This is a genomic window from Bacillus sp. UNC322MFChir4.1 (assembly GCF_000746135.1).
In the GTDB taxonomy this organism is placed as follows: domain Bacteria; phylum Bacillota; class Bacilli; order Bacillales; family Bacillaceae_G; genus Bacillus_A.
On sequence record NZ_KN050810.1, the window covers coordinates 274,927 to 299,351 of the forward strand.

At 35.5% G+C, this 24,425-nt stretch carries 23 protein-coding genes and 1 riboswitch; of the genes, 8 read left to right on the plus strand and 15 right to left on the minus strand.

Features of this window, described 5'->3' with window-relative positions:
• The first annotated feature begins 103 nt into the window (after positions 1–103).
• Positions 104–1,135, plus strand: a complete 1,032-nt coding sequence (locus tag BR72_RS20485) for a YdcF family protein (protein WP_035436291.1) — start codon at positions 104–106, stop codon at positions 1,133–1,135.
• 71 nt (positions 1,136–1,206) lie between these two features.
• Here BR72_RS20485 and BR72_RS20490 read toward each other — a convergent pair whose 3' ends face one another.
• A complete protein-coding gene (locus BR72_RS20490; RefSeq protein WP_035436294.1) occupies positions 1,207–2,070 on the minus strand; it encodes a LysR family transcriptional regulator in 864 nt (287 codons plus the stop codon).
• A gap of 99 nt (positions 2,071–2,169) precedes the next feature.
• On the opposite strand from BR72_RS20490, the gene BR72_RS20495 reads away from it, so the two are divergent.
• Complete coding sequence (locus BR72_RS20495; protein WP_035436297.1) at positions 2,170–3,324, plus strand: MFS transporter; 1,155 nt, start codon at positions 2,170–2,172, stop codon at positions 3,322–3,324.
• Between the two features lie 57 nt (positions 3,325–3,381).
• Here the strand turns inward: BR72_RS20495 and BR72_RS20500 are convergent, their stop codons facing one another.
• The 7 genes from BR72_RS20500 to BR72_RS20530 all read right to left on the minus strand — a co-directional run bounded on the left by BR72_RS20500 (position 3,382) and on the right by BR72_RS20530 (position 8,700).
• Entirely contained in the window at positions 3,382–4,191 is an 810-nt protein-coding gene (locus tag BR72_RS20500) for a DUF4247 domain-containing protein (protein ID WP_035436300.1), read from the minus strand.
• Between the two features lie 14 nt (positions 4,192–4,205).
• Positions 4,206–4,712, minus strand: coding sequence for a DUF4178 domain-containing protein (locus BR72_RS20505; protein ID WP_035436302.1), 507 nt, complete (start codon positions 4,710–4,712; stop codon positions 4,206–4,208).
• Positions 4,713–4,734: 22 nt separating this feature from the next.
• Positions 4,735–5,139 carry a DUF350 domain-containing protein gene (locus BR72_RS20510; RefSeq protein ID WP_035436304.1) on the minus strand — a complete coding sequence of 135 codons (405 nt, stop codon included), beginning with the start codon at positions 5,137–5,139 and terminating at the stop codon, positions 4,735–4,737.
• 268 nt (positions 5,140–5,407) lie between these two features.
• Complete coding sequence (locus BR72_RS20515; RefSeq protein ID WP_035436305.1) at positions 5,408–6,073, minus strand: PspA/IM30 family protein; 666 nt, start codon at positions 6,071–6,073, stop codon at positions 5,408–5,410.
• A gap of 230 nt (positions 6,074–6,303) precedes the next feature.
• The gene (locus BR72_RS20520) at positions 6,304–6,471 is read right to left on the minus strand and encodes a FeoB-associated Cys-rich membrane protein (protein WP_035436307.1); all 168 of its coding nucleotides are present in this window, start codon (positions 6,469–6,471) and stop codon (positions 6,304–6,306) included.
• Positions 6,472–6,487: 16 nt separating this feature from the next.
• The gene (gene feoB / locus BR72_RS20525; protein ID WP_035436310.1) at positions 6,488–8,476 is read right to left on the minus strand and encodes a ferrous iron transport protein B; all 1,989 of its coding nucleotides are present in this window, start codon (positions 8,474–8,476) and stop codon (positions 6,488–6,490) included.
• Positions 8,473–8,700, minus strand: a complete 228-nt coding sequence (locus BR72_RS20530; RefSeq protein ID WP_035436312.1) for a FeoA family protein — start codon at positions 8,698–8,700, stop codon at positions 8,473–8,475. Before BR72_RS20530 ends, feoB begins: the two co-directional genes overlap by 4 nt.
• Positions 8,701–8,961: 261 nt before the next feature.
• Positions 8,962–9,063, plus strand: a riboswitch (TPP riboswitch).
• An 86-nt stretch (positions 9,064–9,149) separates the two neighbouring features.
• Between BR72_RS20530 and thiT the strand changes: the two genes are divergently transcribed.
• A complete protein-coding gene (thiT, locus tag BR72_RS20535) occupies positions 9,150–9,746 on the plus strand; it encodes an energy-coupled thiamine transporter ThiT (protein WP_035436314.1) in 597 nt (198 codons plus the stop codon).
• A 140-nt stretch (positions 9,747–9,886) separates the two neighbouring features.
• On the opposite strand, the gene BR72_RS20540 is transcribed toward thiT, so the two are convergent.
• The 3 genes from BR72_RS20540 to BR72_RS20550 are packed head-to-tail and all read right to left on the minus strand — an operon-like array spanning position 9,887 to position 12,856.
• Positions 9,887–10,537, minus strand: a complete 651-nt coding sequence (locus tag BR72_RS20540; protein WP_035436316.1) for a response regulator — start codon at positions 10,535–10,537, stop codon at positions 9,887–9,889.
• A complete protein-coding gene (locus BR72_RS20545; protein WP_035436318.1) occupies positions 10,506–11,969 on the minus strand; it encodes a sensor histidine kinase in 1,464 nt (487 codons plus the stop codon). The genes BR72_RS20540 and BR72_RS20545 overlap by 32 nt, the downstream gene beginning before the upstream one ends.
• On the minus strand, positions 11,966–12,856 hold the full coding sequence (locus BR72_RS20550) for a substrate-binding domain-containing protein (RefSeq protein ID WP_035436321.1): 891 nt from the start codon (positions 12,854–12,856) through the stop codon (positions 11,966–11,968). Before BR72_RS20550 ends, BR72_RS20545 begins: the two co-directional genes overlap by 4 nt.
• A gap of 925 nt (positions 12,857–13,781) precedes the next feature.
• Here BR72_RS20550 and pgtP point away from each other — a divergent pair.
• The gene (gene pgtP, locus BR72_RS20555; RefSeq protein WP_035436322.1) at positions 13,782–15,146 is read left to right on the plus strand and encodes a phosphoglycerate transporter PgtP; all 1,365 of its coding nucleotides are present in this window, start codon (positions 13,782–13,784) and stop codon (positions 15,144–15,146) included.
• Between the two features lie 157 nt (positions 15,147–15,303).
• On the opposite strand, the gene BR72_RS20560 is transcribed toward pgtP, so the two are convergent.
• Entirely contained in the window at positions 15,304–15,627 is a 324-nt protein-coding gene (locus BR72_RS20560) for a hypothetical protein (protein WP_035436325.1), read from the minus strand.
• A gap of 263 nt (positions 15,628–15,890) precedes the next feature.
• Positions 15,891–16,562 carry a helix-turn-helix transcriptional regulator gene (locus tag BR72_RS20565; protein WP_035436327.1) on the minus strand — a complete coding sequence of 224 codons (672 nt, stop codon included), beginning with the start codon at positions 16,560–16,562 and terminating at the stop codon, positions 15,891–15,893.
• A gap of 385 nt (positions 16,563–16,947) precedes the next feature.
• Between BR72_RS20565 and BR72_RS20570 the strand changes: the two genes are divergently transcribed.
• The 4 genes from BR72_RS20570 (at position 16,948) to hpt (ending at position 20,881) form a co-directional block, all read left to right on the plus strand.
• Positions 16,948–17,322 (plus strand): RidA family protein, encoded by a 375-nt coding sequence (locus tag BR72_RS20570; protein WP_035436329.1) that lies wholly within the window; start codon positions 16,948–16,950, stop codon positions 17,320–17,322.
• A 336-nt stretch (positions 17,323–17,658) separates the two neighbouring features.
• On the plus strand, positions 17,659–18,954 hold the full coding sequence (locus BR72_RS20575; protein ID WP_035436331.1) for an MFS transporter: 1,296 nt from the start codon (positions 17,659–17,661) through the stop codon (positions 18,952–18,954).
• A 36-nt stretch (positions 18,955–18,990) separates the two neighbouring features.
• The gene (locus tag BR72_RS20580; RefSeq protein ID WP_035436334.1) at positions 18,991–19,953 is read left to right on the plus strand and encodes a sugar phosphate isomerase/epimerase family protein; all 963 of its coding nucleotides are present in this window, start codon (positions 18,991–18,993) and stop codon (positions 19,951–19,953) included.
• A 397-nt stretch (positions 19,954–20,350) separates the two neighbouring features.
• Positions 20,351–20,881: a hypoxanthine phosphoribosyltransferase gene (gene hpt, locus BR72_RS20585; protein ID WP_035436337.1), complete on the plus strand. Its 531-nt coding sequence runs from the start codon at positions 20,351–20,353 to the stop codon at positions 20,879–20,881.
• Between the two features lie 204 nt (positions 20,882–21,085).
• Here hpt and BR72_RS20590 read toward each other — a convergent pair whose 3' ends face one another.
• Together BR72_RS20590 and BR72_RS20595 are read right to left on the minus strand one after the other, a co-directional pair.
• On the minus strand, positions 21,086–23,032 hold the full coding sequence (locus BR72_RS20590; protein WP_035436340.1) for an ABC transporter permease: 1,947 nt from the start codon (positions 23,030–23,032) through the stop codon (positions 21,086–21,088).
• Positions 23,019–23,789 (minus strand): ABC transporter ATP-binding protein, encoded by a 771-nt coding sequence (locus BR72_RS20595; protein ID WP_035436343.1) that lies wholly within the window; start codon positions 23,787–23,789, stop codon positions 23,019–23,021. The genes BR72_RS20590 and BR72_RS20595 overlap by 14 nt, the downstream gene beginning before the upstream one ends.
• Positions 23,790–24,425 lie beyond the last annotated feature (636 nt).

A 24,425-nucleotide genomic window follows, 5' to 3' on the forward strand; every position in this document is an offset into this window, starting at 1 on the left:
AAAAACCATCCTCTATCCGGGATGGTTTTTCTGTTCCTTTCTTTATTCCTTGATATATAATAAAAAAGGAATTTATTAGAAAGTTGAGGTATTCACAAAAGTTATGTTTTTAGAAATCATTACGTTTATTTTACTTATTATTTTTCTAATCTTTTATTTAAGAGATCCAAGAAGATTAATAATTGGCTTTTTATTTAACCTGTTTTTTTGCTCATTCCTTATCCTTTGTCTTTATTTAGGCCTTAGCTCACATAATGAGATACTTAACATAATTGCAGTTATACCTCTTTTTATCATTGCCTTTATGTTAACCTTTGGTATATTCGCTTTAATGATCGGACTATTTCTTAATGCAAGAATTTTAATGAGAAAAGAAGGGCGACGCTTTTCAAATTGTTTAACTTTATTAGCTGGTCTAGGTATTTTATTCAGTATATTATTCTTACTATTTGACCCGACTCGACTTTTATCTCCTCATTTCCAGCCGATTTTTACAGGCGTATTTTTCATTGTAATATATTTCTTTTTCCATTTATTCAACTTCTTAACAGCTTATTTTCTGTATCAGTTCAATAAACCAAGACGCAATCAAGATTTCATTATCGTTCTTGGCAGTGGATTAATTCATGATAAAGTGCCGCCACTTTTAGCAAGCAGGATTAATAAGGCGATTGATTTTTATTGGAAGCAAGCAGCTGTTACTTCTCCGCCTACAATCATTTTCTCTGGTGGACAAGGACCGGCTGAAAATCTTCCTGAAGCGGAGGCGATGCAAAAGTATGCTGTTGAAAAGGGAATTCCTATCCGGCATACCGTACAGGAAAATCGTTCTGTAAACACATATCAGAACATGCTCTTCTCAAAACAAATTATGGATTCATTAAAAAGTGATACATACAATAGTATCTTTACAACGAACAATTTCCACCTGTTCCGTGCTGGCTTATACGCAAAACAAGCTGGCCTCAATAGCCAAGGAATTGGTTCAAAAACCGCTTTCTACTACTGGCCAAATGCAATGATTCGGGAATATATTGCAATCATTGTTATGGAGCGTAAGCGTCATACTAAGGTCGTAGGATTTATCTTAGGGTTCGCTGTCTTCTTAACAGTTCTTAACTTTTTATTTAGTTGAATTATATGAGAAAAGGAGCTGTCCCATAAGTCGAATTTTTGACTACGTGACACTCCTTTTTGGTTTGTTTTCTATCTATAACGCATTGGTATTTCTTGATTTAAAAAAGCATCAATTATAGGCGAGCGTTCTTTAAACGCTAAATGAATATGGCGATATTGTTTTTGCTTTAATTTTTTTATTTCAATATTTTTATGTGATTTAAAGAATAGCTCAGGCCCCATTGTAATTCCAATATTTTGCGAAACCATGTTCACAATCGTTTCACAACTCAGCACCTCTAATATAATATTGGGACGTACTTGATAATCAGCTAAAATTTTCATCACTAATGGCTGATACGGGCCCTTTGGCATGATAAAGTCCATTCCATCAATTTGCTGAACATCCACCATTTTTTGATTCGTCAACGGATGATTTTTCGGTAACCCTAATACAATTTCATCTTTGCTAACTGGGATTGATTTTATTTGTTTATTTACATTTGATTCTAAAACAAATCCTATATCAACTGTACCATTATTAATCCATTCGACTACTTCTCCATATGTCCCCTCAAATAATAAAACTTTAATACCTGCATAACTCTGTTTAAGTTCTAATAACATAGACGGTAATATTTGTGCAGCTGCACTTGTAAATGCTCCTATTTTCAATGTTCCCTCTAATCGATTATTTTGTATAGATACTTCTTGTTTAATAGAAGCTTCACTCTTTAATACATTTTGAATATGGGGGAAAATACGATTTGCAAACTCAGTTTTTCTAATTTCAGATTGCTTATTCCGATGTAACAAAGGATATCCTAACTCTTTTTCTAAACTAGCAATCGCATGGCTAACAGCTGATTGCGTCATATTCAATTGTTCTGCCGCTCTAGTAAAATTACCTAACTCTACTACCTTTTGAAAAATCTCATATCTAGCTATCGTCATGAATTTTACTCATACCTCTCATGTAAAATATGAATTTCCTTAATTTTATTATACCCGTTACGATAAAAAAAGAATAATTCATCAAAAGGAGGATTCGCATTGAATAAAATATTTTTATTAACATTCGGGATGTTCGCACTAGGAGTAGATGCTTATATAATGGCAGGAATCTTACCTCAAATCGCTGATGATTTTCATGTTTCAATAGGAACTGCTGGTCAAACCGTAAGCATCTTCACAATCTGCTATGCCATTGCTGCACCGTTATTCGCTGCAGGTATGAGAAGAACAAATACGAAACATACATTACTAGCAGCACTATTCCTTTTCACAGTCTCTAACTTCCTAACCGCTGTGACTCATCATTTTATTATTTTATTAATTTCTAGAGGCCTAGCCGGCATCGGTGCTGGGCTATATTCACCATTAGCGTCAGCTGCTGCTGTTACATTAGTTTCTGAGAAACGACGAGGAAGAGCACTAAGCACCGTTTTGCTTGGAATGAGTGCCGGAACCGTAATTGGCGTTCCGTTTGGTATATATATTGCTTCAATTTATAAATGGCGCATAGCGATGTGGTTTATCGTTGCAATTGGGGCAATCGGGATATTCGCTCTCTTCACTAAGTTCCCTATGATAGAATCTAGCCCTTTACCAACATTAAAAGAGCGACTAGGTATGTTCAAAAACAAAAAAATTTCTCTTGTCATGTTTATTACAATGATATTAAGCTTTTGTAGCTTAGGCCTGTATACATACTTAGATTCCATCATTATTGCATATGGATTTCAAAAATCCATCATGTTTATTTGGATGTGGGGAGTCGGTGGAATTGCTGGAAGTTTTACAATTGGATTTATAATAGATTTCTATAAAAAGCCAAAGATCATATTACTATACTTAATGGGAATCATGTTTTTCTCATTTATATGTATGGGAATTTTCCATAAAAATGCGTTATTGTTAGCCATTTTTTTAATTCTTTGGGGTAGTACAGGATGGGCGGCAGTAGCTACCCAGCAAAAAACACTTTTAGAAATTAGTCCAGATCATGCTACTATTTCAATCGCTTTACTTAGCTCTATTAATTATTTTTCGGGTTCCATAGGGACAATGACAAATGGAATATTTTTAGAAAAAGGAATAGAACCTATCACTTTGCCTTATATAATAGCCGGTATATCGCTTTTAGCTATAGGAGGACAACTCCTTTTTATAGATAAGAAAATTGTAAACGTGCGGGAACCTCACTAAATGATTAGTCATAAGCAAAAATCCCAAGAAGCATCTACTCCGCTCCTTGGGATTTCTTTATCTTCTCTTCGTAATTTTCCCAGAACCGCCAACCTTCGTTTTAGGGGGAGATGTATTCTTTGGCGGACTTTTAATCGATGATTTTGGCTTCACATCTGCCCCGCTAGAATCCCCTGGTGATTTAATAATCTTCCCTTTATTCTCTGTAGAAGGCGGTGTATTTTGCGTGCCTTTTTCCGTAATACTTCCCGAATCACCTACTGATGGTTTTTGCTCTACTTTATCACTTCTTTTAATGATAGAGCCTTTACCTTGTTTCGTAATAGGCGGCGGTGTTTTCTTTTCTTCTTTTGTAGGTGGTCGTTGCGTAATAATCGGTTTATGATTTTGTCTGTCCGTATACCCGCGGTAGTCGCCATGATACGATCTTCGCGAATCGAATATATCATTTAATATACTTGCCAAAATATATCCTTCTAAAAAGGATGGCTGATAATTTTGACGGACAAACTCTTTATTGCTGATTTCAATTAATGTGTCAGATGGCTTCTCTTTATCCTTCTGAAGGTTATAGATTTTATCAGAATACACAAGGAACATCTGATTTTCGTCTTCTTTAGACGCTTGTTTTGGTTCCTGTTCGTCAATTAATTCTTTAGCAACTTGAGGAACTGATTTATTGGCAGCCCGGTATACATAAGATTCTTGCTTACCGTCTCTCGCAACTGATTCCAACGGGTAACGATCTTGAATCGACTTTTCATTTTGACATCCCGATAAAGCAAAACCTGCAATTCCAAGTAACATAACAATAGCAAGTATAGGGATTGCGAACGATTTAATCATGGAAAACAATCGGTTTGACATGATTGTGCCCCCCCTTACGTTGCTCTTATAATTTGTACATCAGCTGAAAGGATTGATTCTCCTTCATACATCATTGTACGTCCATCTTGCCACTCAACGCGAAGCAGCTTTCGATTATCCGATTGGAACTCCCATACGTATTGTTCATCAGATACTGCAAATGGTGTTTTCCCCATGACGACAACACGCCCGTCATATCGCTCTTCCAGATGATATTTAATATCGTCCATTTCAATTGTCGTTGGAATTTCATCGATTGAATCTAATCGTCCATCAATAGGCGCATATAGTTTATAATACGTATTTTCACGATTTTCAATTTTTAAATACCGAATGGTTCTTCCATCTTGTAATGTTAAAATCATTTCATTTCGAGAGTGCATGCTTGTTTTTCCAATCACTTCATACATGACTAATGAAACTTCAATCATGTCCCCAGGGGCTAACGTGAGTACCGTCTTCTCAGGTTTAGCAGGTTCCGGACTTTTTATTATATTTTTAATACGTTTAAATAAACTCATTGACCTACCCATCCTTTTCTCGTTATAGACATGCTGATAAAATAAGGGCACCGACAATGTGCAACGAACCTGCTAATACAGCATGCGCCACAAACCCTTGCTTCGTTCCCTCATCTAAATCTAAATTAACTGTTTTTCGCAAAACAAGTTCAACAAACATTTCTACAACTAATAAAATTACAAAAGAGATCGCTGATGTAAGTAATGCTTGCCATAGATCGTTTGATTTTGCAATCGACTGCGATAAAATATATCCTTGCGCAAACAACTTCATCGCAAAGCGTGTCGTAACCGCCATATTTCCTTTTTTAATTTCTTCTAAATCTTTATATTTAGTAAAAAGTGAATCAATCCACATTAGTATAAATAAAAGAAGAGCACCTGCGCCAGTCCATACGAGCATGGCTAAAATATTTATCCCTGTCATTAAAGAACCACCTCTGAAAAAATAATAGAAAACCGACATGACTTCCTTCTATCACATGTCGGTTCTCTTGTCTATTTTCTATTCCTAACATATAAATCGCAGCTATGCAGCAGTGCAGCATAACCTGCTCTCGCTTTCTCCCTTTGTTTGAAACTTTGCAAGTGGCAGGAAAAGGCCCTGACCGCTTCTACGCACGGCTAGTTACTCTCGCCCACCTTAAAAAGAAAACGGTTTTCATGTCAGTTTTTTAACTTGTATTTCATATAGATTATTTCTCGTACTGCTTCATAATACGAGCTAATTCATCATCTACAACTGAGTTTTTGTTTAAGCTCGCAAATTCATCATCTAATGATTTTTCTTTTTTATAAATTTCTCCGCTCGCTTCTGCTTCCGCTTCTAATTGAAGAGCTTTTTCTTCCATGCGGCTTAAACCTGCTTTTGCTGTATTCGCATCAAAACCAGACATTGCCTGATTAATATTCTTTTGTGCTTTCGCTGCGTTTACACGCGCTACAAGCGTTTCACGTTTATTTTTTAATTCTGTTAATTGCTTACGCATCTCTTCTAATTTCATGCGAAGATTATCTGCAGCAGCTTTATTTTGCTCATAGCTCGCTTTATATTCGTTCATTTTTTGTTCTGCAGTTTGCTTTTCTTCTAAAGCACGACGTGCAAGATCAATGTTATTTGCTTGAACAGCCATATGCGCTTGTTCTTCACGTTTCTTTACAAGTGCTTCTTGCTCTTCAAACAACAATTTAAATTTTTTCTCAAGTGCAATTTGTGCTGCTACACTTTTCTCAGCTTCTTGTACATCCTCTTGCATATCACGTAAATACTGATCCGTCATTTTAACTGGATCTTCCGCTTTTTCAATTAATGAATATACATTTGACATCGTTAAATCTCTTAATCGCTTAAATACAGACATTCTAATTCCTCCTAATAAATTGCTTCATATTTCAAATTCAGTACTCGGAAAACCTAAAAATCTTCCTTTACAGTAAGAATATTCATTCTTTAAACCTATGTATACATTATATCAAAAATAAAGTGCACTCACATCTTGTTTTGCAAATATACAAGCGATAATATGACATTCCCATCATAACTTATAAAAAATATATTAAAAAAGCTTTGCGAGATCCGCAAAGCTTTTTTCTACTTATTCACAACTTGTTCCATATTCGGACTACAAACCTTTGACTGACATGATTTATTCAGAGAACATGCTGCACATTTCCCTTTTTTGCTTCGCTTTACGAAGTTCATTAGCGTATATCCTGCATATCCAAAAATGACAGCTCCAATTACAATATTGACTATCATTATGATACATCTCCTTTTAGAATCCGAGCATGGATCCAACTTGGTATATTACTAGTGTTAATACGTATGCAACCACAAGTGGATACACAACAGAGAAAATCGTCCACTTTAGAGATCCTGTTTCACGGCGAATAACCGCAACTGTCGCTAAACATGGTACATACAGTAAAATAAAGAACATAAACGAATATGCTGATAATGTTGTGAAATGCGTACCGATTACGTTTCCTAATACATCTTCTTTCACAGAATAAATAATTGCCATTGTAGAAACAACAACTTCTTTTGCTAAAAATCCTGTTAACAGAGATGCAGCTGCTTGCCATGTTCCAAAACCAAGCGGCGCAAGAATTGGAGCAAATAATCCACCGATCATCGCTAAGAAACTATCTCCCATCCCTACATCGAGTCCAGATGGCCCAGCATAATTTAATAACCAAATTACAACAGAACCACCAAAGATAAATGTACCTGCTTTACGTACAAATCCTTTTCCTTTTTCCCACGTACTGCGCCATAACGTTTTTAGTTGCGGCACACGGTAAGGCGGAAGTTCAATGACAAAAATAGACTTCTCTTCTTTTAAAACCGTAATAGACATAATTTTTGTAACAAGTAATGCCAGAATAATACCAATGAGATATAAAGAAAATACAACAGCTGCTTGACTATTCGGGAAAAAGACCCCTGCAAATAGTGCATATACAGGTAAACGGGCTGAGCATGACATAAACGGTGTCACTAAAATCGTAAGCAGCCTCTCTTTCTCCTGTTCAATCGTCCTCGCAGCCATAATGCCTGGTACATTACAACCAAAACCGATAATCATAGGAATAAACGCTTTTCCGTTTAGTCCAAAAAACTCCATCACACGATCCATTACAACGGCAATACGCGCCATATATCCGGAATCTTCTAGTAATGAAATGAAGAAGAACAATACGAAAATTTGCGGCACGAATACTAATACCGCACCAACTCCTGCAATAATTCCATCTGTAACGAGCGCTTGAATAAACTCAGACGCACCAATATTCGTAAGTCCTGCTGTTACCCAATCTGTAAATGGCCCGCCAACAAACGCATCAAATTGATCCGATAAAGGCGTTCCAATCCACGAAAACGTAACTTGAAAAATTAAAAACATGATTCCTAAAAAGATTGGTAGTCCCAAAATTTTATGCGTAATTAATTTATCAATTCTTTCCGAAAAAGGAATACTTCCTTCTTTTTCATTACGAATCACACTTGTTTTCAACTTTTCAATATACGCTGCACGTACTCCGTATATATGCTGTTCTAGCGTAACATCTAATTCTTCTTCTACTGCAGAGCGAATTGCTACAAGTTCGTTATATACATGCGACTTGGCAATTTCTTTCTCTACCACTTCGTTATTTCCTAAAAATTGAAGCGCAAGCCATCTTGCATGCTCATCATTTTCGCGCTGCAATTTCTCCATAACGCGCTGGATTCCTGTCTCGACCGCTTTACCATATGAAAGAACAAACGGTTTCTGCCCCGCCTTATCGCCTTTATGAAGAGCAGCTAATAACTCCTCGCATCCTTTTCCACTTCTTGCGATAACAGGAATAACTGTTACACCTAGCGTTTCAGATAGCTTCTTAACATCAATCGTAATCCCGCGTTGTTTTGCCACATCAATCATATTTAAACCGATAGAAAGCGGTTTTCCGAATTCTAACAATTGTAATGTTAAATGCATATTACGTTCAAATTGAGAAGAGTCCACAATATTTAACATATGATGAAATTCTTCTGTTAATAAAAATTGTGTAACAACTCCCTCATCACGGGATACAGGATTTAAATCGTATATACCTGGTAAATCTATTAACATTCCTTGCTTATCTTTTAACTTACCAATCTTTTTTTCTACGGTTACTCCGCTCCAGTTCCCAACGTATTCATAAGAACCAGTAAGCGCATTAAACAATGATGTTTTTCCCGTATTCGGATTTCCTAGCAAAGCAACCTTGTTCACGCTAATTCCACCTTTATCATTTTCGCATCACAATGACGAATAGAGATTAATTGTCCACGGCATTCTAATGTACATGGACCATTAAGCATTGCCTTTTGTTTTAAACAAAGCTCGCAGCCCTCAGAAAATCCAAATGAAGCCAAACGGCGTTTTAACAATTTATCAAGAGATTGTAAATCTTTTACACGTACTTTTTCATCTATACTCATATCAACTAAGTTCATAAATTATCCCCCTCAAAAGATAACGATAATTATTATCAATACCAATTATAACATGACTCTCTGAAAAAACACTATACAATATACCGTGAATTTATTACTATTTTTTGTACAATTCCATCTTATTTAACATAAAAATCGTTGTTATGCATGGCCAGTCGCCCCTCCCTAAAAAGAAAGGGGTTTTTATTTCAACTTATATATAAATTAAATTTGCCATTCTTATCCATTGTTATTACAATGGTAGTAACAATCTAAGAATCTCGTTGTCACAGGGGGAGCCACGTCGCTGAGAGGGAACACTTTGTTCCGACCCTTAGAACCTGTTAGTTAATGCTAACGTAGGAATTGTGCAAACATATATACATAAGTAGTGATTTTCAATTTGTGTATTTTCATCCCCCTATGATAAAGATTCTTCTTTTGTAACTTGGATGTAGGGGGATTTTTACATGCGTAATACAAATTTACAAGCGATGATAGAGGCGGCGATTCTTGCAGCATTTGCGTTAGTCATCGACATTTTGCCATTATCTATTAAACTTCCAACAGGCGGTTCTATCTCGTTTGCGATGATTCCAATTTTTATTGTTGCTTACCGCTGGGGATTTAAAGCGAGTTTCTTAAGTGGTCTCGTTTGGGGATTATTACAAATTGTCGCAGGAGATGCATCTATTTTTACGCCGGTACAAGCGTTTATTGAATACTTCATCGCCTTTGCCTTTATTGGCTTTTCTGGATTATTTCATGCACCAATTCAACAAGCAATTGCTAATAAACAAAAAGCAAAAGCAATCATGTATGTCATTATCGCTGCGTTTATTGGTAGCCTAGCTCGTTATTTTTGGCACTTCATTGCTGGCTTTATTTTCTTTGGACAATATGCACCAAAAGGACAATCAGCTGTTTTATATTCCTTTATCTTTAACGGCATCACAATGATTGGTTCTTTCGCAATGTGTGCGGTTCTACTTGTCGTTTTATTTACAACAGCACCGCGCTTATTTATGAGCGCGAGTATAAATACAAGCAAAAAAAAGATTGCTTAATCAGCAATCTTTAGAGTCTCTAAGTATTTCGGAAATAACTATAATATAACGAAACAAAAATCCCATTTTTCTAAAGTGGGATTTTTGTGTTGTTTCAAATCAGCGAAAGAAAAAAATCTTTTATAACAAGCATTATCCCGTCATATTATATGTATTAAATTATACTTTATGGCATATTGAACAAGTTCACTTTTCTTAGAAAGATTAAGTTTGTTCAACATTCTCGTCTTATGGGTATCAACCGTTTTTATACTGATCGTTAATTCCCCAGCGATTTCAGACATTGAAAAACCTTGAACAAGAAATTTCAATACCTCTCGTTCACGTGGACTTAAAATTACATATGGATTTCGAGAATCCGTTTCGTTTTGCATTTTTTTTAACATAGTTGAAATTTCCTTTGGACGGAGGTATATGTACCCATCCATAACAGAATCAATCGCATTGTATAATTCTTCATCGACAGCCGCTTTAGGGACGTAACCTGAAGCTCCCGCGTTCATGATTGATGTTATATAATCCTCATCTTCATGCATGGTAAGCACGATGACTTTCGCTTGTTCATAGCGTAATTTAATTTCTGTTAAAACTTGAATTCCATCTATGCGTGGCAAAGATATATCTAATATCAAAATATCGGGCCTTAAATTGTCGTAAAGCCTTAGTGCTTCAAATCCATCAGCAGCTTCACCTACAACCTTTAATGATGGCCTTTTTTGTAATAATAGTTTTAAACCAGCTCTCATCAAAGCGTGGTCATCAACTAACATTATGCTGATTGTCTTTTCCATCTTGATCCCCTTCTCTCTGTTTTAATGGGATAGACACACTAACTTCCGTTCCACCGTTATTGTGAGTTCTAATCAAAAATGAACCTCCTAATAATTCTGCTCTTTCCTTCATTCCATATATTCCGATTCGATTTTGCTGGCGAGCTTTTTCAAAATCATCCTCATTTATACCGTGACCGTTATCATGGATGTTCAACAAGATCGAACAATCTCTTATCTCCATATTAATCGTAATCTCAGTCGCTACTGTATGTTTCACTACATTGGTAAGACTTTCTTGAACAATTCGGTATAGTGCTACAGCAATATGACTATCTATGACGAAGGCGTCATCATCAGGAACGTGTAGAGTTACCGTAAGAGCGCATTTTTCTTCAAACTTTCTTACGTATTTCCTTAATGCAGGAATTAATCCCATATCATCAAGGATCGGTGGCCTTAATTCTACTGCTAAATCTCTAATTTCTCGTAAAATACCGGCTGCTGTCTCTCGACTTGCATGAAGTAGCTCCAGTTGCTCGTCATCTTTAGCTTCATTAGCCAAAATACGCATTGTAACCATTAAAAAAGTTAGGGCTTGGCTTGTTTCATCATGAAGTTCACGAGAAATTCTTTTTCTCTCCTCCTCATGAGCGGATAGTAGTTTCAAAATCAACGTATCTCGAAGGGCATCCTTTTCTTGAAGTTCCTTCAATAATTTCTCTACTGCAGTCCTAGAACTAATCAGATTGTCAGCCATTTCATTAAAAGCCTGTGCAAGTTTTCCAACTTCATCATCACCTACTGCTTTAGCTCTTAAGGATAAATTACCAGCTGATATGCCTGCTGCTGTATCAACTAAACTATTAATTGGCCGGGTAATGATACGGGTCACATAATAAGCGATCCCTGCTGCTCCCATGCAGACCAAAAATGTAGCAACAACCAACTCTATTATTTTAGTAAAAATATAGCTTTTCGCCTGTTTTTCTGCCATTCCAACTCTAACGAACCCTACATCTCCCTCTTCAATCGGAACAAGTATGTCATGAATATTTCCTTCATCAGAAGTTAGGATCGCGTAATTTTTAGTATTAACACCATCAGGCTTATGTGCGTTTAATATTCCTTTCGGCAGGTGCTTAGAGAATGTATTACCGACAAGAACATTATTATTGTTAACGACCAGTATATAACGAACATCTTTGTTCGTTTCCTGTGCACGTGTAATGAGAAGATGGATTGAATAATAGTCGTCAGTCAAAATGTAATCCGAGGACAATGCTGCAATATTTTCAGCAATATTTTCACCACGTTTCTTTAGGTCTTCTGTCATGATTTTTGTGAGTGATTCCCAAATGATACATCCTAATACTAGGGCGAGAAAGAGTAGCGAAATGAATATAGCTCCAAATATTTTTTGGTTTATTTGTAATTTATTCAGCCACTTCATAGATGACCCTCATATAACCTTGATTCAAATGGAACAAAACGATCAATGAACAACCCTTGAAACGCTGGTTTTATTATTTCTTGTTCGTGCATAGTAATGAAACTTTCTTTAATAATTCGCTTCTCCTCATCAGGTAAATTACTATTGATGACGACAGGACCGGTACCAATCGGTTCCGTTTTTGCAATAATTTTTAAATCCTTAATTAGTTCTGGATTTTTAAGTTTCGTACGCTCAAAGACTAAGCTATCAACAGCTGCGGCATCAACAACTCCATTTATTACAGCACTTAAGGAGTCTTCATGATTATATGTAAAAACATAACGCCCGAAGAAATGCTCTGGTGTTTCACTTAATTCAGCTAATTTTTTCCTCACAAAAATATATCCGGAATAACTAGTTGGATCGCTAAAAGCAACGTTTTTCCCTCTCAAATCATGTATACTGGATATTTCATTTTTACGGTGTACGACGACATAACCATAATAATATGGAACTCCCATTCGCTCTTGCATAGCAATTGCTTCAAGTCCCTCAACATGTCTGTAAGTGATATATGCTCCTGTTGAAAGTATAGCTATGTCAGCACCTCCATTCATCATCAACATACTAATCTCATTATAACTCTTGCGCTGAATTAGAATTGCAGGTCTATGGAGCTTCTCTCCAATATAGTTAGCTATTTTCCTATAGTGCATAATGGTATCAGTCTTTGATAACACACTTGAAATTGCGATTCGTACAGGAGCGGGATTGTCGTCTTGGTAACCAACAGGCATGGTGTCAAATTCGGAGAAAACAATTTGAGGGTTCGAACGCTCATGCTGACATCCTATTGCAGGTAAAGTAGTAAGCAATATTAAAAAAATCCTCAACCAATTTGTCATACTTTCCTCCGTTCTTACAGGCGAGGAATTTATCCCGCTATTCGTGGGCAGTAATACTCCCGCCTCAAAATTCAGCAAAAGCATCGTCCAGCTCTAGCGGCTAGAATTTCCAGCCGTTTCGCCCCCTCGGACGAGGCAAAAAGCGCCTCTCTGTCAGGGGCGTGGGCGTCCTGCGATTCTGAGCGAGCCGCTTCCGCTTTTCCTAAGAAGTTAGGCGGGAGATAAACTGCCCGTAAAAGCCCGATTGGTGAGGGCTGATAATCAGTGGGGAATGAAGAAAACCCCCACTGATTAAAGTTTCACTTTATCTCCTTATTACTAGCTCCCCAAATCACGATTGAGAGAGCTGCGTTGTCCATCAGTGAAAGATGAATATCACTATCACCCACTAATAGAAGTTTCACTTTATGTATGATGTGAAAATCCCCTAATTGAATCCTACTTAATTTAGGATTTTTGCAGTTTATATTCATATATTACTTCAGGACAATATGCGAAATCTATGAAAGAATGTATCCATCACTCCTTTTCATGTCAGAGTTGTGACAAAAAATATATAAATACTTTCTATTTATATCTCCCCTGACCGCTCCTATACAGAGCCCATTCCTCCCAGGCCATTAAAAAAGTGCTTTTCTGCCTTTTTTTCATAGAGTGACTGAGTAGTTACAAAACAGATTTATATAGCCATGAATATTGCTTGTAGGATAAATTCTGACAGACTATACTATTTTATCCTACATAAAATCAGATATTTACTGATATTTTAACGAATTGGCATATAAGATAATGTAACAAAGGAGGTATGATATAACGCAAGTATTTGTGAAAACGTCTTCACCAAATTGGCATTCTATTTATATACTAAATTTCATGCTAGTCTAAGTTTTTTGTAAATCAAAGTAAAGAAATCGAGGTAGATAATATGTTCTCATTTTTGAAACCTAAAATTGCTACTACAAAAATAGCACCAGATCAGGTTCAAAAAACCTATAAGCTTTTCCGGATACAATCTTTATTAGGGGTGTTCTTAGGTTACATAGCTTACTATATAGTACGTAACAACTTTGCCTTATCTACTCCTTATTTGAAGGAACACCTTAACCTTAGTGCTACAGAAATAGGATTATTAAGCAGTTGCATGCTTATCGCTTATGGAGTTAGTAAAGGTTTGATGAGTAGTTTAGCCGACAAAGCGAATCCTAAAAGTTATATGGCGCTTGGTTTGCTTCTTTGTGCTATGGTCAATATTATGATGGGATTCAGCACGGCATTTTGGATGTTTGCAATTCTTGTTGTTTTCAATGGGTTCTTCCAAGGAATGGGAGTTGGACCTAGCTTTATTACCATCGCAAATTGGTTTCCTCGTAAGGAAAGAGGAACTGTCGGTGCGATATGGAATATTTCTCACAATATAGGCGGAGGTATCGTAGCACCTATCGTCGGTATGAGTTTTGCTATGTTAGGCTCCAATCACTGGCAAGCGGCAAGCTACCAGGTCCCTGCTGCTATAGCTATTGTTATTGCTCTAGTAATATTAGCTCTTATTAAAGGCTCACCGGTAAGTGAGGGATTACCTCCGTTAAACAAAATCATCAAAGACGAATCCGATTCGAAAACAAAACAAAGTGTTGATTCAAAACCACCAACAGACATGAGTGCTTGGCAGATTTTCAAGAATTATGTTTTATTTAACAAAAATGCATGGTTCGTTTCCTTCGTAGATGTTTTCGTTTACATGGTTCGTTTCGGCATTATAAGCTGGTTACCTATTTATTTATTACATGTGAAACATTTCACTAAAGAAGAGATGAGTGTGGCCTTTTTATTCTTTGAATGGGCAGCTATTCCTTCTACCCTTCTGGCTGGTTATGTATCAGATAAATTATTCAAAGGGCGCCGCATGCCGCCAGCAATCATTGCTATGTCAATGATACTTGTCTGCATCATCGGTTACTGGCAAAGTACATCTTTACATTGGGTAACGATCTTCGCTGCTATTATTGGTTGCTTGATTTACATTCCACAGTTTCTAGCTTCAGTACAAACTATGGAGGTAGTTCCAGCTTTCGCTGTTGGCTCTGCAGTTGGCCTGCGAGGTTTTATGAGTTACATTCTGGGTGCATCTTTAGGTACTACTCTCTTTGGAGTAATGGTCGACAAGGTAGGATGGAATGGTGGTTTCTATGTATTACTAGCAGCAACTGTTTGCTGTATCATCTGCTGTATATTGGCTCACCGAGGAGCAAAAGAGCTAGAATACAACAAAAAACATGGACTCCAATCCTAAATCGTTAAACATGGTTCCAAGTCAATTTGACGTTAACAGAATCTTTGGCTATAAAAATAAACAACCTGACAACTCTTAAAAGAATTGTCAGGTTACATAAAAAAAGATTGCTTAATCAGCAATCTTTTTTTGTGTCTCAGTTTTCTTAGTTACTTTCCTAATGTGACTCTCTGTTTCTTACCATTTTGGGAGTTTGAGAATGGAGTGCGCGGCTGCTCTCAAATTTATTCTTACCGTTTTGCTTATGAATCCAAGATTTCATCTCATTCCATAAAACAACTCTATGCACATCATACCCTATGTGATATTGCTCATTTATGTTCTCTTTGTCATTCTCATTCCATTTGTACCATACGATTTTATCGCTTGAATCTACTAGTATTTCTCGCTGTTCAATGACAGTTGTATGATCTTTATTATTAGCTAACATAATCGCATCATTTTCTAATAATAAAGCAAGAGCTTCTGAGCGCTTCTCCATTCTCTCTCTCCTTTCAATTGTAGTGCCTAACGTCTTACTTCTCTAAAATGTGTGTGCTTTTCATAGATAAGTTTATTCAAAATAATGCTGCTAAACTATCGATTTACCTTACAAAAAACCTTACATTTTTGTAAGGTTTTTTGTTAATCTTAATATAATATTATTACATTTAGAAAGACCTAATTAAATAAGAGGTACAAATTCGCTTAGCTTAATATGACAGTACCGTTAATAGAACAAAGTAAGGTAAAGTAAATGTACATTTACTTTACCTTGTTTAAATACCGATAGATCGTTGCTTCTGATGCCTTTAAATGTTTAGCCACTTCACTTACGCCGCCTTTAAGTAAAAATACCCCTTTATCATTAAGTTTTTTTATCACTTCCATTTTTTCATCAGGAGACATTCTCTCAGGCGAAACTTCACATTCTAATAAAACTCCTGTAATAAGTGATGAAAGAAGACTATCTAGATTTTCTTCTAAGTTTTCAGAAAGGTCTAATTCAAGATTAGGATGAGCCTTCTCTTCCTCTACATTCACGCTAGTATTACTCATAATTATATTGTCTAACCAGTCTCTTGCTTTTATCATATTACTAATATCAATGTTCACACACAGCATTCCAATTATGCTGTTGTTTTCATCTTTAATAAAATAGCTTGACGAACGAAACGTCTGATTATTTTTTGAGTTTCCTTTGTAATTGGAAATATAATGTTTATCTATATATTTTTTTTCTTGTAGAATCTTTAAAGCTAGATCTGTTAAATGTCCACCAATGTTTCTTCCACTAAGATGTCCGTTCACTGCCTCTATTATAGATTCGTCTGGATTCGTAACATCATGCAAAACAACTTCACAATTTTCTCCAATTACTTCTGCAATGAAATGAACAAGAGGAATATACCGCTTTAACTTTTCTTTATTTTCCATTGATATTGCACCTCTTCTCAAGATAAGAAGAAAGGATAAAATTTCCTACCAACACTTTGCTTTCTTCTTTTTATAGTATACAACATAATCTCCTACATCTCTTAAAAAGACATAGAGAAGGCTGGCTTAAAGACTCTAACCACTACTATTTTACTACACAATCCTTCCTTAGAAGATAATAAGATAACTTTTATCCAGTTTTTCTTGATTTTTCCTTTCTGTAATAATTTATCAAACGATAATTTATTATTACAATAAAAATTTATTATTATTTTTTAACTTTTTTCAAAATACCTATTGAAATATTAAAAATATAACATTAAAATAAAGTTGTGCTAAAAAATTATTATAATAATAAAAAATTATTATTACAGGGGGTTTTTGGATGAATACAGTTATTTCTACTCAACATGCACCTGGTGCAATCGGTCCTTATTCACAAGCGATGAAAGCTGGTAATTTTATCTTTACTTCTGGACAACTGCCGATTGACCCTAAAACCGGAGAAATGCCTGAAACAATTAAAGAGCAAACAACACTGTCATTAGAGAATGTAAAAGCCATCCTAGAAGAAGCAGGCAGCGATTTAAGTAAAGTTGTTAAAACAACCGTATTTTTAAAAGATATGAATCATTTTGCACAAATGAATGAAGTTTACACTACTTACTTTACAGAAAATTTCCCTGCTCGAAGTGCCATTCAAATCGCACGATTACCAAAAGATGCACTTGTTGAGATCGAAGTTATTGCAACTTTATAAATTTTTTCATACTGAAAAATTGAATAGGAAAAATAAGATAACATTCCCTTACTATGAAACGATTAAAATACTTAATCTTTATAGTAATGGAGTGATAAATTTCCAGGTTTTATGAAAGCGTTATCTTTTATAAAAAATCAATCTCTGAAGAGGAAAAGAATGATTGCAACTTTATAAATTTTTCATGCAGAAAAATTAAATAGGAAAAATGAGATAACATTCCCTTATTATGAAACGATTAAAATACTTAATCTTTATAGTGATGGAATGACAAATTTTAAGTTTTATGAAAGCGTTATCTTTTTAAAAAAATTAACCTCTGAGGGGGGGAAAAGGATGGATACTCCAAAAAAAAATAAGTGGTTTGCACTTGTCGTACTGATTTTAGGTGGAGGAACAATTTTTAAACTTCCATTTTTAAAAGATGCTTTTTATATTCCCATGATGGAATATTTTCACTTATCTCATACTCAAATAGGTGTAATCTTATCAGTTTATGGAATTATCCAAGCATTTGGTTATATCGCATCGATGTACATAGTAGACAGGTTTTCCAAGAAGAAAATCATACCGTTCAGCTTAATTGGTGTTGGCGTATCAGGGTTGTATTTAACAACATTTCCTGGTTATTATGGCGTTTTAGCCGTTTGGATTGTTTTCGCTTTATTTGCAGAGACTGCATATTGGCCTGCGTTAATTAAAGCTGTAAGGTTATTAGGAGATAAAGATGAACAAGGTAGAGTTTTCGGTTTCCTTGAAGCAGGAAGAGGCGTGGTTGATACAGTTATCGCTTTTGGTGCCCTTGCAATTTTTAGTTGGTTAGGATCAGGAGCAGCTGGCTTTAGAGGTGCAATTATTTTCCTTGCATCAGCAGCAATTTTTATTGGTATCATTTCTTATTTCTTAGTAGAAGATGATGAAATAATAGATACTGATGAACAAGGTAATAAAATTAACAAAAGTAAAGCTGCACTTGACGGCGCTCTACAAGCATTAAAGATGCCTGAAGTATGGGCCGTAGCATTTACTATATTCTCTGTTTATTCCGTCTATATAGGTTTAACATATTTTATCCCGTTTTTAAAAGATATTTATGGTATGCCTGTTGCACTAGTAGGCGCTTATGGAATTATCAATCAATACGCTATAAAAATGGTTGGTGGTCCGCTAGGAGGGTTCTTAGCTGATAAAAAATTTAAGTCTCCATCTAAATATTTGAGACTTGCTTTTATAGTCGCAATTATCGCAATGACTATTTTTATCTTCTTACCTCATGAGACGATGAATGTATATACTGGAATGATCTTTACACTTAGCTTTGGCACAATTATTTTCACTCAAAGAGCAGTATTTTTTGCTCCTATTGATGAGGTGGGAATCCCAAGAGAAATCAGTGGTGCATCTGTTTCCATTGCTTGTTTAATAGGATATTCACCTTCGATGTTTGCATTTTCTCTATACGGAAACATGTTAGATAGAGCACCAGGAATGGCTGGTTATAGACATGTATTTTTAACAATGATTGCTTTTTCCGTGCTTGGTCTAATTATTAGTAGTTATTTAGTTCGAATTGTCAAAAAGAAAAAAAATTTACAAGTAAATGAAGAAAGTTCAATTTTAAATGAAGCATGAGATTACTAACATGGAGATAGGAAAGGTGAGATTATCATGAAAATTGGATTAGAAACAGAAAGCTACCATTTATTTTTCCACAATAAACGTATGGATATTTTTGACTTTATAAGAAGAACTGCTGAACTCGGATTAGACGGAGTTCAAATTAATATTATTACAAATGAGGCAGACAAACATTTACATCCAGAGTGGGGAGTGCTTGGCGGGAACGAGCCTGATCACTTGAAAAAGGTTCGAGATGAAATTCAAAAATATGGTTTATACGCTGAAATTGATACAAGAGGTACAGATATAGAGCATTTAACAAAAGTAATAGACATCGCAAATCAAATTGGTGCAGATGTCATCCGTACTTACGTTTGTGTAGGTGAATACGATGCTGAAAAAATGGCTAAAGCTCCTGAAGAACTCAAACAAGTCGTACCATTATTAAAAAAATATCGAATTAAACTCGGTGTTGAAAATCACGAAGAAGAAACAACAGCTGAAGTAATTAAAATTATTGAAGAAGTGAATAGCCCATGGGTTGGAGCACATTGTGATTTAGGAAATGGAATGATGGCATGGGAAGATCCAGTTGAAGCAGTAAGAAAGTTAGCTCCGTATGCCTACACAACTCATTTTAAAGATCATATTGTCATTCATGACGGTGAAGACCATATAGTTTGTGGGGTCCCAGCAGGAACTGGAAATATCGACTTAGAAGAATGCTTTAAAATATTAGTGAATGAATCAACACTAACAAGAATCAATGTAGAAATGTGTTTTCCATATGTAGCTCCATTTAAACGTCCAAAAGGAACTGGAGGCGTATATGAAGTCGGCGTGGGAGCATTCAAAGTAGAAAATCCTCCATATGAATTAAATGTTCTGAAGACGGCAGATTACTATTATCCACCTGAACATCTATTAGAACAAATGCTTGAAGATCAAGAAAAAGGTGTTCAACAATCTGTAAACTATATACTAGCTTTAAGAGAAAAATATTGCAGATAAAAAAATCACAATTAGGTAATTTATTACAAGACAATGGTGCTAGGCAGTACGAAAAGTTTCACTTTTCGGTATGATTCAGATCAGCAAATCGACTACTTGTATGTCGAATATCGTCGAACGGTCTTTAAATCGTGTCGAAGCGCCGATATATTGTGAAAAGCGCTGATATATTCTAAAAAGTGGTCGATATATCGTGAAAAGCGCCGATATATTGCAAAGAACAGTCGATAACGGAAAAAAGGAGTGACTTTTGAGTCAGCTCCTTTTTTGTTTCACTCCATTACATTCCAAATATTATGTATATTCTTTTTAAAGTGAGAACCCTCTTCTTTGACTTTTTCCTATCAATCCTTTACAGTCAAACTGTGCATAAGTTTGACAATGTAGGAGGCTTCCAATGGATATTCAACTAAAAGATACTTTATTCTCACAAGAACAGCTACAAGAAAAAGTAAAAGAATTAGCACTGCAAATCGAACGTGATTTTGAGGGAGAAGAAATTTTTGTTATTGCTGTATTAAAAGGTTCTTTCGTATTTGCAGCAGATTTAATTCGTCATATTAAAAATGATGTAACAATTGATTTCATTTCTGCATCTAGCTACGGAAACCAAACAACAACAACTGGAAAAGTGAAACTACTAAAAGATATCGATGTAAATATTACTGGTAAAAATGTAATCGTAGTAGAAGATATTATCGATTCTGGTCTAACACTTCACTTCTTAAAAGACCACTTCTTGATGCATAAACCGAAAACGTTAAAATTCTGTACGCTTCTTGATAAGCCAGAACGCCGTAAAGTTGATTTAAAAGCGGAATATGTTGGCTTCGTGATTCCAGATGAATTCATCGTTGGCTACGGCATTGACTGTGCTGAGAAATATCGTAACTTACCTTATATTGCGTCAGTTGCAACTGATAAATAATACGACATACATACTTAGCAAAAAAGGATTGATCTCAAAAGGTACATTACTTTTGAAATCAATCCTTTTTTACGCTTTCACCGATATATCGGCGGAAATGGTGAATTTATCAGCGCTTTTTGCAATATATCGGCGCTTCGACAGAATTTAAAGATCCTTCGGTGATATTCGACATATAAAAGGTCCGCCCGCTAGAACTTTCTACTACTCTCCGCTCACAATCTTAAGATAAGAACGAACCGTTAAGAAGTAATAACCAATATAAATTATACTGTACACGCCGATAATCATTAATAACGGAATTAAAATTTCAAACGTCAATAAGTTTGATAATCCTTTTAGCGCAAATAAGCTATGCAAAATGCCAACCGCTAAAGGAATCGCAAAAATAAAGAGGATCTGCTTTGCAATTGCTCTCTTCATTTCTTGCTTCGTTACGCCAATTTTCCGAAGAACAACGTAGCGTTCGCGGTCTGCATTTGCTTCCGTTAACTGTTTGAAGTAAATAATAGATCCTGTTGCAAGTAAAAATACAAGCCCTAAGAAAACACCGATGAACATCATCATACCCGCTTCTTCCATACCGTCTTTAAACCCGGTATAGAAATCCTTAAAGACCGGGGCAAATTCAGAACCTCTCGGCATAACCTTTACTAGCTTCTCCGTTAATACTTTACTGTCTTTCTCATTTTTCACATTTACATTTTGGACAACTCTTGTTTTAGATGTCTTTTTTGCTTGTTCATATACGGCATCTGGCACAACAACTACTACTTCTCCTAAATTCGTAACATTAAGACCTTCAGCATCTTTAATTGTTAATGCCTTCGTTTTATTTCCAATAGGAAATACTGCTTTCTTTCCTTTGTATGCTGTACTAAACTCTTTTCCTTCGACATACATACCATCAAATACAAATGCTTCTCCTGCTGTTAAACTTACCGCATCTACATTCATTTTTTTCGCAATTATATTGAAACCTGACTGTGACACAAGCTGATACCGTTCTGTCATTATATAATGATCATTCATAGTTATATTTGCTTTTTTGCCTACGAATTTCCCCTTCACCGGCACCATTTCAATTTCAAATTGCTCTGTAATCGGATTGTGCTTCTTCTCCTCTGCGAAGGTTGCATTCACCTTTTGTTCAAAAGCGGCATCTTTTTTCTCATAAGAAAAACTATACGGGGCAAAATCCTTCGCTTGTGTAAATGTATTATAATACGTCGTAACAGATGTACCAACAGCCGTTAATGTTAGCGCGCTCAAAATAGAAATTGTCGCCAAAGATTTGGCATTTCCTTTAATACGGTATAAAAGCTGAGATGTTGTTACCATATTCATTCCATTATAAAAGGATGCTTTATGATTTCTTGCTCTTCTTAAAACAACAACTGTAAAGAACATAAATAATAAATACGTACCAAGTACGGTCGCACATAAAATATAAAATGCGATCATCATGAAATCTGCGTATTGAATTGCTTTCATAAATAGAAGTGATAAGAAATATCCAGAAGCAATTAAGAATACTGCAATACATGCCATAATAATAGATTCTTTCGGCATTCCTTCTCCTTCACGTTCAGCGCGGAATAGTTCAATTAATTTAAAGCGATAGATTAAACGATATCCTTGCAGCGACGTGTATAAAATAATAATAAAGAAAACAATTGCTGTATTCATAATCGCCGCTAGCGGTACTTCAAAATGAACTTGTAAATCAAGTCCCATTAAGCCTACTAATAATTCAAGAAAGAACTTAGATAGTACACTGCCAATTACAATCCCAATGACTAGCGACATTAACCCCATTAACAAATTTTCATAAAACAGCATTTTCCCAATTTGGCGTTTACGAATTCCGAGTAAAGAGTATAAACCAACTTCTTTTTTTCGTTTCCGTGTAAAGAAACCATTGGAATAAATAATAAATACCGCTACGAAAATAATGAGCATCACGCTAGAAACTTGGAAGGCACCGCTAATTTTTTTCGACCCTTCCACTGCTTTTTCTATTTGCGTATTATATTGAAGCGATGCAAATGTAAAATAAATGACGATACTAAAGATCATCGACATAAAATATAAAGCATAATCTTTAAAGTTACGCTTTATATTGCGAAGGGCGATACTAGCTAACGTCATCTACTGCACCTCCAGAGATCGTAGACATTACATCTAATACTCGCCCAAAAAATTGCTTACGTGTAAATTCTCCTTTGTGCAGTTCTTTAAATAACTCACCATCCTTAATGAAAATAACGCGCTTACAATAACTTGCAGCAAACGCATCGTGCGTAACCATTAAAATCGTCGATTGGTCATATTCATTTAATGATTTCAAACTCTCCAATAAATCAGTTGCAGACTTAGAATCTAGCGCACCTGTTGGCTCATCTCCAAAAATGATCCTTGGGTTTGTAACAATCGCACGCGAAGCTGCACAGCGCTGCTTTTGTCCACCGGATACTTGGTATGGATATTGATTTAAAATATGATCAATGCCAAATTTTTTCGCGATTTCAAGAACGCGGCGGTTAATTTCACTTGCCTTTACTTTTGATAGCGCAAGTGGGAGTGCAATATTTTCTTTCACCGTTAACGTATCTAATAAATTATAATCTTGAAAAATAAACCCTAAGTGATCACGACGGAACAACGCTAATTTATCATCATTCATTTTCACAATATCATTTCCATCAATTAAAGCTTCACCGCTCGTTGCGTTATCAATTGTAGAAAGAACATTCAATAAAGTTGTTTTCCCTGATCCAGACGGCCCCATAATTCCAACGAACTCGCCTTCTTTCACTCGCAAGTTAATGCCTTTTAACGCCTCGTATGTATTTCCACCGGTATTATATACTTTTCTAATATCATTAGCTTTTAATACTGTCTTCATTACTATATCCCTCGCTTTACCTTATCATTATCCTTGCCACGATCACACTTCCTTACACAATTAAAATTGTTATATAAGAAACCTTATCTCTATAAAAAAGTTATATTAGAATTCCTTTCCAAATCACCTTGCTACTATAACATTCCCAATAATAGTAGGCTATCTATTTCTCTTACATAAACCTTACATTTATGTAAGATTGAAAAAAGCCACTCTTTCAAATGGAAGAGTGGCTTTTTTCATAAATGTTGTTGCTATTTAAATAAAATGATTGGCATTATTATAATAATATAATGTTTAACCTATATATTAGGAGAAACACCCTTTTAAAGCAGAACTTTTTTCAAACGAAGTTGACGCATGTTAAACATAGTAGAGAAAAACAGAAAAATAGCGATTAGCTTTCCATATAATTGGCACTCTAATCGCTCCTGTTTTACATTATGATAATGAATTTTACTCACACAAATGACCTGCACATCAATTCATCTTTGCTATACAGGTCATTTGTATGATAATTTTTATAAATAATTGCGGAATCATGAACTTACATTACTGCTTTTAATAGTTCTGCTACTAATGGAATTACTGCACCTAAGAATGATAAAACTGCCATTGCGATTGCCATTTCATTTC